This is a genomic window from Flagellimonas aurea (assembly GCF_017313785.1).
Classification (GTDB): Bacteria; Bacteroidota; Bacteroidia; order Flavobacteriales; family Flavobacteriaceae; genus Flagellimonas; species Flagellimonas aurea.
The window spans coordinates 23,187-34,634 of record NZ_JAFLNL010000019.1; the positions used below are offsets into that span (position 1 = coordinate 23,187).

The 11,448-nt window shown below is 42.6% G+C and carries 9 protein-coding genes; 2 read left to right on the plus strand and 7 right to left on the minus strand.

The features are described from left to right. Positions 1-201: 201 nt before the first annotated feature. Both J0656_RS19645 and J0656_RS19650 read right to left on the minus strand, forming a co-directional pair. Entirely contained in the window at positions 202-648 is a 447-nt protein-coding gene (locus tag J0656_RS19645; protein ID WP_207036968.1) for a hypothetical protein, read from the minus strand. A gap of 14 nt (positions 649-662) precedes the next feature. Beyond that, entirely contained in the window at positions 663-1,418 is a 756-nt protein-coding gene (locus J0656_RS19650; RefSeq protein ID WP_207036970.1) for an SOS response-associated peptidase, read from the minus strand. A 118-nt stretch (positions 1,419-1,536) separates the two neighbouring features. Here J0656_RS19650 and dinB point away from each other — a divergent pair, with 118 nt between their 5' ends. Then, positions 1,537-2,751 carry a DNA polymerase IV gene (gene dinB / locus J0656_RS19655; protein WP_207036976.1) on the plus strand — a complete coding sequence of 405 codons (1,215 nt, stop codon included), beginning with the start codon at positions 1,537-1,539 and terminating at the stop codon, positions 2,749-2,751. Beyond that, positions 2,751-5,732 (plus strand): DNA polymerase III subunit alpha, encoded by a 2,982-nt coding sequence (locus tag J0656_RS19660; protein WP_207036977.1) that lies wholly within the window; start codon positions 2,751-2,753, stop codon positions 5,730-5,732. Before dinB ends, J0656_RS19660 begins: the two co-directional genes overlap by 1 nt. Before the next feature lie 82 nt (positions 5,733-5,814). On the opposite strand, the gene J0656_RS19665 is transcribed toward J0656_RS19660, so the two are convergent. From J0656_RS19665 to J0656_RS19685, 5 genes are all read right to left on the minus strand, one after another. After that, positions 5,815-6,285, minus strand: a complete 471-nt coding sequence (locus J0656_RS19665) for a carboxymuconolactone decarboxylase family protein (protein WP_237689000.1) — start codon at positions 6,283-6,285, stop codon at positions 5,815-5,817. A gap of 61 nt (positions 6,286-6,346) precedes the next feature. After that, positions 6,347-7,159 carry an AraC family transcriptional regulator gene (locus J0656_RS19670; protein ID WP_207036979.1) on the minus strand — a complete coding sequence of 271 codons (813 nt, stop codon included), beginning with the start codon at positions 7,157-7,159 and terminating at the stop codon, positions 6,347-6,349. 265 nt (positions 7,160-7,424) lie between these two features. Next, on the minus strand, positions 7,425-9,161 hold the full coding sequence (locus J0656_RS19675) for a DUF262 domain-containing protein (RefSeq protein WP_207036980.1): 1,737 nt from the start codon (positions 9,159-9,161) through the stop codon (positions 7,425-7,427). 163 nt (positions 9,162-9,324) lie between these two features. Then, positions 9,325-10,014 (minus strand): hypothetical protein, encoded by a 690-nt coding sequence (locus J0656_RS19680; protein WP_207036981.1) that lies wholly within the window; start codon positions 10,012-10,014, stop codon positions 9,325-9,327. A gap of 221 nt (positions 10,015-10,235) precedes the next feature. Then, positions 10,236-11,198: a phage exclusion protein Lit family protein gene (locus J0656_RS19685; RefSeq protein WP_207036990.1), complete on the minus strand. Its 963-nt coding sequence runs from the start codon at positions 11,196-11,198 to the stop codon at positions 10,236-10,238. Between the last annotated feature and the right edge of the window lie 250 nt (positions 11,199-11,448).

Consider the following 11,448-nt stretch of genomic DNA (forward strand, 5'->3'; position numbering starts at 1 on the left):
CCAATTTGTAGAGATTTAGAAATCCCACGGTTAGAAACGCCTGGCACCGTATGTCTCTACCGGAGGAGAAATTTGGGTACATTGAAATATACCAATAAACGAATAAAAAACTCTTTAATATGCAGAGTTGAAACTTTCCCTTTGGACCAAATCTAATCTTAATGCTTTACAATGATCAAGAAAAGCTTAATCCACCCTATATTATTTAACGGAAGCTTCCGGGCAGAGTCTTTTGACCCTTTCGAATTCCTTCCATGTTTTTTCCCCGGCGTTCTCTATGGCCAGAAACTCTTCTTTGGTCAACATAAAGGGAGATATTTCATCCTCCTCATTGCAAATACGCCATAGAACATTCTGTAGGCGGGTGCTGACCCCTCCCGGGACCTGTTGGCACCATTCCCTGAGTTTTGCGTGGTTCCAGATGACAGCCCGTTCGAAAGCAGGGTCTGAAAGGACCGTTTCGACCTGTTCACTGAAGAATGGTTTCTCACTGTCAGTATCTTTACTCCTGAAATATAGCATGGTCATGAACTTTGTCGGCGATTCCACCGAAATGACCTTGATATCGATGATCTCATAAAATTCCCCGTCCACCTTAAAAAACTGGCCTCTGGTAATCTCCGGATATTTCTTCTTTCGCTTTCCCATCAGGGTTTTCTTTCTCAGTACGCAATGGATACCTCCGGGTAGTCCACCATTTCAATTATTCCCGGATAGTTGGAATCCACACTTCTGCTGTACAGATCGCGTGTTACCGGGTAAGCTTCCAGTGCCCCTTCCCAAAGGTCGTCCTCCATAATGTCCTGTACATCGGATTCCGTGTTACCGGGGTATAGCCAGGATTCGAGATTTTCCTCGTCGATGATCACGGGACGTCTTTTCTTTTCGTTATGGATCTCTTCAAACTTAGGGGTTGCGACCTTGGTGAGCACCGCAAAGGTCCTTCTACCATCCGCAGTATTGCTATAGATGCCTGCCAGGCACAATGGATCCCCGTTCCTGCGCCGGAAATAAAACGGCACCTTGAAATCCTTGCCCTTGACCTTTACATGGGTATTGTGGGGTTCAAAAAAACCATCCACAGGTATTATGCAGCGTTGGCTCTCCCAGCAATACCGATAGATAAAATGGTCGAAGAGTTTTTCGGATTTAGCATTCAACCCACCAAAGGTCTTGGGGTTACTGAAATATGCCTTGTAATCCCGCTGGTTCTCCCTCGGCGGCATAATGCCCCACATGGCCGGTAGCATATTGTCCGGATCTTCCTGCCCAATGGTCCACATCACGGGATGGCTCCATCCATTGGCATGAAAATAAATGAGCTCCAAATCGGTATCAAGATCTCCGTACATGGCCTTGACCGACAATAGCTTTTCCAGTTCCTTACGTTCCCTGGTCTGTCTGGTGGAATAGCACATAGGTCATCCGCTTTATCACCTTTAAGATAATGAAATTTGTTAAAGTTTGGAAACAACGGCTCTTCTTTTGTAATTTTGGACATTTTCCAATTACTTGGAATATATCCAATTTTTAATGATGAGCACTACAATTCTCCATATGGATCTGGACACCTTTTTCGTGTCCTGTGAACGACTGCTGGACACCCGTTTGATGAAACGGCCCCTGCTTGTCGGTGGCCTTGGCGACCGGGGAGTTGTCGCGGCATGCAGCTATGAGACCCGGCGCTTCGGGGTGCATTCGGGCATGTCCATGAAGGTGGCCCGTAGGCTCTGTCCGGAGGCCACGATCATCAAGGGCAATGCAGGTACGTATATGAAGTTTTCGGATAATGTAACGGAGATCATCAAAGAAAGTGTGCCCATTTTTGAAAAGGCAAGCGTGGACGAGTTCTATGCCGACCTTTCGGGCATGGACCGTTTTTTCGGGTGCTATAAATATGCTTCGGAACTGCGTCAGCGGATATTAAAGGAAACCGGGCTTCCCATTTCCTTCGGGCTTTCCAAGAACAAGGTGGTCTCCAAAGTGGCCACCGGCGAGGCCAAGCCCAATAACCAGATGATGATCGATCTCGGGTATGAAAAGGAGTTCCTGGCCCCGCTCTCCATCCGGAAACTGCCCTCTGTTGGGGAAAAGACTTATGGTCTGTTGTCCAATATGGGGGTCACCACCATCCGTACCCTTCAGGAACTGCCCCTGGAAATGCTGGAAAGCGGCTTTGGTGCACACGGACGTACCATCTGGATGCGGGCCCAGGGGCTGGACAATCCGCCCCTTATCCCCTTCCATGAGCGAAAGTCCATTTCTTCCGAACGTACCTACGGCAAGGACACCATCGACATGGACAAACTGGAGACCACACTGGTGGCCATGGCCGAGAACCTGGCCTATCAATTACGGCGGGCCGATAAGATGACGGGCTGTGTCAGCGTGAAAATCCGGTACAGTGATTTCCAGACCTATACCAAACAGAAACGCATTCCCTATACCAGTGCCGACCACATCCTTATCCCTCTGGTGAGGGAATTGTTCCATTCCCTGTACCAGCGCAGGATGCTCATCCGTCTGGTCGGGGTCAACTACAGCCATATCGTGGGCGGGCATTACCAGATAGACCTGTTCGAGGACAGCGACAAGCGCCTGGACCTCTATCAGGCCATGGACAAGATCCGCAACCGCTTCGGGGAATCCGCCCTGATGCGGGGCTCGGCCCTGGGTGCCCGTACCATTGGAAGGGGCGGGAACCCCTTTGATGGAAAGCCCCCTATTTTATTGGCCCATAGACAGCAATAATGTACCTGAACTGCCATACATATTACTCCCTGAACTACGGAACCTTTTCCGAAGGGGAACTCTTGGCCCTGGCCGAAGCCCATGGGGTCCGCGCATTGGCATTGACCGACATCAACAATACCTCCGCGGCCATGAACTTCGTGCGCCTGGCCCGGATGCAGGGCATTAAGCCCGTGGTGGGCATCGATTTCCGCAACGGCAACCAGCAGCAGTTTGTCGCACTGGCCCAAAACCATGAAGGGTTTCGGGAACTCAATGCCTTTCTGTCCGGGCACCTGCATTCGGGAAAATCCATAACCACCGATGCACCCGCCTTTGCCAATGCCTATATTATTTACCCATTTGAAAAGGTGCTGAAAGAAGAGCGCTCCCGGTTCCGGGAACGTGAATTCATCGGGGTATCCCTGGGGGAACTCCGCAAACTGCGCTTTTCCCATTACCGGAATGAGCACGATAAACTGGTGCTCTTGCAACCCATTACCTTCAGGAACAAAAAGGATTTCAATACCCACCGGCTGCTCAGGGCCATCGGGCTGAATACCCTGCTCAGTAAACTGCCCCAATCGGAACAGGGCAGCCCCGACGATACCATGCGGCCCATTTCGGAGGTGGAAAGCCTGTTGGCCGACTTTCCCCATATCCTGGCCAATACCCGAAAATTGCTGGAGGAATGTACCCTTGATTTCGGGTTCGGGAAGGACAGGGTCTCCCAGAACCAATCCCGCTTCCTGGAATCGAAAGAAGCCGATTACCAAAAATTGCGGAAACTCGCCGAAGCAGGGCTGCCCAGGCGTTATGCCAACTCTTCCGACACTGTCAGGCAACGGATGGAACGGGAACTGGAAACCATCCGGAAACTGGACTTCGTATCCTATTTCCTGATCAACCACGACATAGTTTCCTATGCCCGGTCCAGGGACTATCCCTATGTGGGAAGGGGAAGCGGAGCCAATAGCCTGGTGGCCTATCTGATCGGCATCACCGATGTGGATCCTATTGAACTGGACCTGTATTTCGAACGGTTCATCAACCCCTTTCGGGCCTCGCCCCCGGATTTTGATATTGACTTTTCGACCTGGGACCGGGACGATGTGACCGGGTATATCTTTAAGCGTTTTGACCATGTGGCCCTGCTGGGAACCTATAACACCTTTAAGTATAGGGCCGCCGTCCGGGAACTGGGCAAGGTGTTCGGGCTGCCCAAGGAAGAAATCGACAAGCTGGTCTCGAACCGTATCCAACACGACGGCCTGGATGAGCTCTCCAAACTGGTTTTGAAATACGCCACCTATATCCATGGGATGCCCAACTACGTCAGCGTGCATTCGTCAGGGATATTGATATTGGACCGGTCCGAACACTATTATTCGGCCACTACCCTACCGCCCAAAGGTTTTCCGACGGTACAGTTCGATATGATCATTGCCGAGGATGTGGGAATTTTCAAGTTCGATATCCTGGGACAACGCGGACTGGCCAAGATCAAGGAGGCCATCTCGATCATCCGGGAGAACCAGCACGAAGCGGAACTGTGGGACATCAAGGATGTGGAACGTCTCAAACGGGATCCCAACATCAATCGTCTACTGAGTCAGGGTCGGGCCATCGGGGCCTATTATGTGGAATCTCCGGCCATGCGGGGCCTGATGAAAAAACTGGGCACCCATGACTACCTGGGACTGGTGGCCGCCAGTTCCGTCATCCGCCCCGGCGTCTCCTCCTCAGGGATGAAGGACGAGTATATCCGTAGGGAACAAGATCCACAAAGGCGGAAACAGGCCAATCCCATTCTCCTGGAGATCATGCCAGAGACCCATGGCATTATGGTCTATCAGGAAGATGTGCTGAAAGTGGCCCACCTGTTCGCTGGGCTGGATTTGGGAGAGGCCGATGTCCTGCGCAGGGGTATGAGCGGTAAGTTCCGGTCCCGGGAGGAATTCCAGGCCGTCAGGACCAAGTTTTTTGCCAACTGTGAGGAAAGGGGCCACGATGCCGCTTTAACCAACATGGTCTGGGAGCAGATCGAGAGTTTTGCGGGCTATGCCTTTGCCAAGGGGCATTCCGCCTCCTATGCGGTGGAAAGCTACCAAAGTCTTTACCTAAAGTGTTATTTTCCCCTGGAATTCATGGTGGCCGTGCTCAACAATGGCGGTGGCTTTTACGATATGGAACTCTATGTCCATGAGGCCAAAATGTGGGGGGCTTCCATCCTTCCACCCTGTATCAACCTCAGCGACCATATCAATGTCATCCATGGCCGTAACATCTACCTTGGGCTTGGAAACCTGAGGGACCTCGAACGGCCTGTCATCCAGCGGTTGCTGACCGAAAGGCAGCTCCATGGCAAGTTCCGGGACTTTGATGATTTTATCGACCGGGTGCCCATTTCCATCGAACAGCTCTCCATACTGGTGCGTATCGATACCTTCCGTTGTTTTGGCATCCCAAAAAAGGAAGTACTCTGGCAGGCCGTGTTCAAGACCCGGGCCTATGGGAAACGCACACGCCAAAACCTATTGTTCAAGCCCCGACACCGGAATTTCAAGCTGCCCCAGTTGCCCTCCCACCCCGTTGAGGATGCATACGACCAATTGGAACTATTGGGTTTCCCCTTGTGCGGGTATTATGAGCTCATGGACGGGGAGCCGAAAAGCCGACTGGTTTACAGGGATTTTCCGGGCCATTTGAACAGAAAGATACTGGTCTATGGGGCCATGGTGCATACCCGAACCAATACCACCTCCAAAGGGGAAATCATGCGCTTTACCACCATGCTCGACCTGAACGGGGAATTCTTTGATTGTGTCCACTTTCCGCAGGCCATGGACCAAACACCCATTCACGGTAAGGGTATCTATGCCTGTTATGGAACGGTGACCGAGGAGTTTGGGCATTACAGTTTAGAGGTTATGGCCACTAAAAAACAACCGCTGAAACCCGACCCCAGACAAACTTCTTGGGCAATGGTTAAGACCAAATAGTCAAGGGGACAAAAGGTATTGGCAAAAAACGGAAAACTTAAGAATTAAGTAACTTCCCGTCAATGCTTATATTAGGATATCTCTATTTTTCCGTTTTTCTTTCTTCCATGACCTCCTTCAAGGCAGAAGTTCCATTTAATGCAGAAGGGAACCCAGCATACACGGACATTAAGATCATAATTTCGGACAGTTCTTCTTCCGTAACCCCGACATTCAAAGCCGCGTTGATATGGACTTTTAATTGTGGCCTTGCATTTCCCATCGCTGTCAATGCGGCCACGACTGCAATTTCTTTAGTCCGGTTGTCCAAAATTTTCCTGCTGTACACATCTCCAAATGGGTATTCAATAGTGTATTTTCCCAAGTCCGGTGAAATATCCTTTAAACTTTCGATGACTTTCACGCCAGCTTCTCCATCTATTTCATTTAATTTTTCCCAGCCTCTTTCAAATCTTTCCGTTTGTGTATTGTCCATTTTTATCTGATTTTCTGTTTGCCCATATCCACTTATGGCAATGCCCAAAGTGAATATGATAATCGATGAATACTTCATTTTGTTTTTAGGCAAAACTAATGCCGGAAAGAAGTATGGCTGTAGGACTTTTACCGGGATTTCAGGTACTTTTGAATTCGGAGGGCGATAGGTTTGTCTTCTGTTTGAATATTCTTGAAAAATAGGAACTGTCCTCGAATCCCAATCGAAAAGCAATTTCCTTTACCGATAGATCCGTAAAATAAAGCAATCGTTTGGCTTCGGTAATTTTCTTTTCCAGGATGATTGTTTTTGGACTTTGTCCGTAACTCTCTTTGCATATCGCATTGAGCTTGTCAACGGTCAAATTCAATTTTGAGGCATAGTCATATACGGATAGGTTCTCGGAAATGGTGTTTGTAACCAACCTTGAAAACTTTAGAATGTCTTTTGATTTAACCGCTTTGTTGTGAGGGTTTATGTTTGACCATCTTTTTAGTAGAAGCAACACATATGAAATTCCCTGAACGATGGTTTTTTCTCCCAATAGGTCATTTTGTGTGGACTCTTCAATGAGGTTCGCAAACAATGGCTTTAGAAGCCGGGTGTTTTTATCGGATAGGTCAAAAAAGGGCCTGTCCACAAAATCCATGGTCAGTTCTTTTAGAAGGTGCTTGTCAAAAACGGCAATATAGCCATTCGAGTTTTTTGAATAGGACCAATTATGGACCTGTTTGGGTCGCATCAAAAACAATCTGTTGTGCTTGATTTCATATTCCTCAAAGTCGATTACATTGATTCCTGAACTCTTTGTGAACCAAACCAAGGAATAAAAATCGTGTCTGTGAGGCCATGCAATGTCAGGGTCTTCCGTTCCCTCAAAAGTCCCGATGTAGAACATTTTCCTTTTGGGATTGGATATTATAATGTCAGTTATGGAATATTCCTTTAGCAAATTATGACAAGCTTTTGTTGGTAATAATCAATTTATTCAGCTAAATGCGCTTTTATTTATGATCCAATTATTTTCCTCATATTTTATCTATTCAACTTTTGACTTTAGTGAGTCAATTTTCCAATGACTACCAACGGTCTAGTGTATGAGCAGTAGCGGATTAAAAAACACCTCACTTTCAGTCTGGTAATGGCTTTTAATAAAAGTGTAGACCTTTGATTTAGCAGTAAACCCGCTATTGCTTATACACTTTGTTGGAATTTCGTTATTTTTTTTCGTCCTCGATTAATTCTTTTTCTAGATATGTTGTTTCGACTTTATCAAAACTCCATTTTTGGATTGCAAAATCTACTATTTTTTTATGTCGTTTTTCAATTGAATCTGTTTTCCAGGACACCGCTTCATTTTCAGAAGTGGCAAAATCTTTAATCTCTGCTTGTTGATTTAAAAGAGGATTTGCTTTATATGAGTCAAGTTTATCTTTAAATGCCTTATTTCCAATTGAAGCATTATGTGAGCCTGAGATTAACATTAGATTTCCCAAGCTGTTTAAGTGCTTGGATACAAAATCTTCGGAATATTCACGGTCTTCATTCAGGTCGTAGCCTGTTGCTATTGGTTCTCCGTCTGTTGGTGTTTGTGGTGAAATATGTTCTATTTGTTCATTATCTAAGCTAAAGTTTTTGATACTATAACCTTTATTCTGAATTGAATTTTCATACTCCCAAAGCAAATAGTTCAAAACCTTATTTCCGTACATTCCACCATTCAGATAGTTTTTTGTGTTTGTATCACTCCAATACCAAGATTCATTCAATTTGCTTTTAATCTCTCTTTTTAGATTTATTAAATCTCCTTTAAAATTGAGAAGAATTGAATTTAAACGCTCTTGAATGTTGGCTCTGCTATTTATCAATCTTGCACGAAAGGTCAAGACTTCAAGTATATTAAACAGTGTATTCAGTTTCTTACTATCATCTCCAAAGTATTTGTATCCTCTGATTACAAAAGGGTAGATAAAGGCAGGTGCATTTATTTTAGAAAGCTTTTTAGCATAAAAATTATCTGAATTTTCAAACTTCTTCATATTTGAGAAGGAAGTATGAAGTTCAGAAATGTATTTTTTAATCCAATCTATTTTGTCTTCTGATTTCTTGAAAACTTCTTTAACATCTTCTAATGTCCTGTAATTATAGCCTTTGATATAAGCGTTGTTGTGATAGATTAGCACACTATCTTCGTTGAGTTTTTTGAAATCATTGATTATTAAATAAATCAGCTTGAAGATATTTGATACATTTTCAATATTTGATTCTGTTTCTTCAGGGTCGCTGTAAACGTACATTTGATACATAAAGTAAGATTTGATTTTTTCCATATTTGTCAAATCTTTACCTCTATTATTCTCCAATTCAAACATTAACGCAGAATCCTTTTTTCCCTCTAGTTCGATAATTGTTAAGTCAGTCGTTTCAATTTTTGTAAGAACTCGTAGCAAAACATCTGTCTTCAACTTTTCCAATTCTGTGACAAAAAAGGTTTTTGCCTCCTTTATTCTTACTTGAGAAGGTGTATTTATTTCAAATTTCTTTTGATTGTCAATAATTAATGAATCAAAGCAAGCCCTATCATATTCGACTGGGCGTAATTTTATATTCCCACCGTTTTTAAGGAAGATGTTTTCTTTAGTTTGAAAGTCGAAATCTTCGAGTTCTTTTTCTCGCTTTTTCAATATGTTCAGAATCGAGCGTATGAAAATGGTCAAAGTAGTTAATCTCTGTTGTCCGTCAATAATTTCATACTTAACATCTTTCTTGACAGTTTCTAAAAGGATATTTCCATAGAAGTAGTTATTCTCTCCTTCAATTTGTTCCAACAAGTCGTTAAGAAAAGTTTGCCACTGATCTTTCTCCCAAGAATAGGCTCTTTGATATACTGGTATTTCAAATGATTTTTGTGAACTATCAAAAAGGCCTAAAGTTGTTTTCCTGTAAAAGTCCATATTTTAGTCGTGTCTTTTTTTAAAATGAATGCCAACGGTCTCCCATGAGTAGTTGCGTGGGTTAGCACTTAACTTTACAAGTACACACCAAACTGAAAATCCTCACGGATTTTCAGAAGTAGGCGAGAACAAGCAATTACTTATAGCCATCTGTTAGCTTTAGTTATTTATTCAATATTGCTTTTAAAAATTCCAATTCTTTTCCATTCGGTAAATGAAGAATAGTCATTTCTCCCTTTTCCTTTAGCATTGTCCTTTCCAAATATTCAGGTAATTTGTGATTTGTCGAGTTAACGTAAAACATAAATTGAATACTATCTATTAGAAAAACATAACCATTAAGTCCATCTTTAAATCTCACTCTTTTTGGTTGTCCAATTAAGTTTTTCAGGCTATGGTCAGTTCGCATAAACGAGGTCATCATAATTGGATATTCAGCCTCATCAGGAACAATGTTTTCGTAAATTAATTTTCTCAGTCGTTCTTCGTGTTTTTTTCCTAAATCAACATCTTTAAATGTTTTTCTATCAGTTATTGATGCTCTCCACAAAATAGACAGCAAAAAGAGTTTCATTTTACCATAATCAATATTTGTACAGATTGAGTATTCAGCTCCGTCATTTGGATTTTGATAATTTTTACAGATTGGTGCAATTTCTGGGTCAATATTTTTTCCATACATTGATAGTTGTGCGTATTTCTCATAATTCGCACCAATTATTCTATTATCGCAGTCCTCACAAAGTATATTTTTGTCAAAGTCGCCAGTTTGTATTTTTCTCGGCTTACTCTGATTGTTGTCTAAGTTATAAGTTACTTCATAAAAAATATTTTTATCGTCCTCCGCTTTCATTCCGCTGTACATAAAGTCGGGAATGATATGAGCTTTAATCAATTTCTTTTCTTGTAAGCAAAGACGACATTTTTTCATAATTAAAGCTAACGGTCTCGGCTATGAACAGTTGGGGATTTTACGCCTAACTTTTCGGTTTAGCACCGACCTTTGTTTTATGTTTATACTTTGTTTTTATCACTTTCGCCCCAATTGTTTATAGCCAATGTTGTGCGGCGTATTTATTCTTTTATCTGTTTAATTAAGTCATAAAACTGTTCTTTGTCTGTTTTCTCAATTGTCCATTTAAAGTCCAGCCCAAATTGTTCATCCCAAAGTCTCAATCCTACTAATGCAATTCCCCATACATCGTGATTATCTGGTAATTCCATTTGTTCAATTGCATCTACTAATCTATCCTCTGTTTTAGGATGCTTTTTGGCATCTGTCGTTGCCTTAAAATAAAACATTGATAGAAGTCCGACAACTATCCCTATTTGTATCGGAAGCTCGTTAATCTTATTTGGAAAGACTCCTTTAAGCATTAGGTCAATTGCATCAGAGTCGGCTTCTCTCTCAAAGTTTATGTATCCTGAAAGTTCAATTTCACTTCCTGAATTTAGAATTTCCAAATGCTTTATTCCATGAGTATACTCGTGGCAGAGAATAAATTTTACTGCTTCTGTATAAAAACAGTTGGGTTGTTCAATTAAATCTCTTTTTTGAGCAAGATAAAGTTCTGGATTAGGTTGGGAGTTTTTATTCCATTCAGAGTATGCTACAATTAATGATTTAGCGTAGTTAAATAATTCCTCTGCTTTTTCTAAATCCTCTTCGTTTTTTGGGTAAACCTCTTTTCCTGTTCGTTGATTTATTTTTGGTTGTTCAATTTTAAGAATATATATAACATAGATAGAATGTATTACACACCATAAATAAGATAAAAAACTTTCCTGTAGAACTATTCTTTTATTTTGAACTCTTATAAATGGACCTTGAACCTTATTTTCTCCAAATACAATATCTATTGTTTTTGAAAGTCCATTTTTATCGAATGCAATAGCTAACTCATTTGGAAAATTTGGATGAGTATTTTGAAACATCCATAAATTCATATGGTGCAATACTCGAATTGGTTGATTTCCACTATGAATTTTAGGATTGTAGTGATTTATTAAACCTGTATTTTGAAATATCCAATTCATTTTTCAATATGACGCACAACGGTCTCGGCTATGAGTAGTTGCGTGGTTTAGTACTTAACCTTGCAAGTACACACCAAACTGAAAATCCGCGAGGATTTTTAGAAGTAGGCGAGAACAAGCAATTACTTATAGCATCTATGTAAAAGCAGTCTGTCGAGTATCTTTAAGATTCACCAAAATCAAAAGATATGAAAACACAACAAACTGCCCCACCCAAGTTATTCATTGGCATCGACATACACAAGCGCAG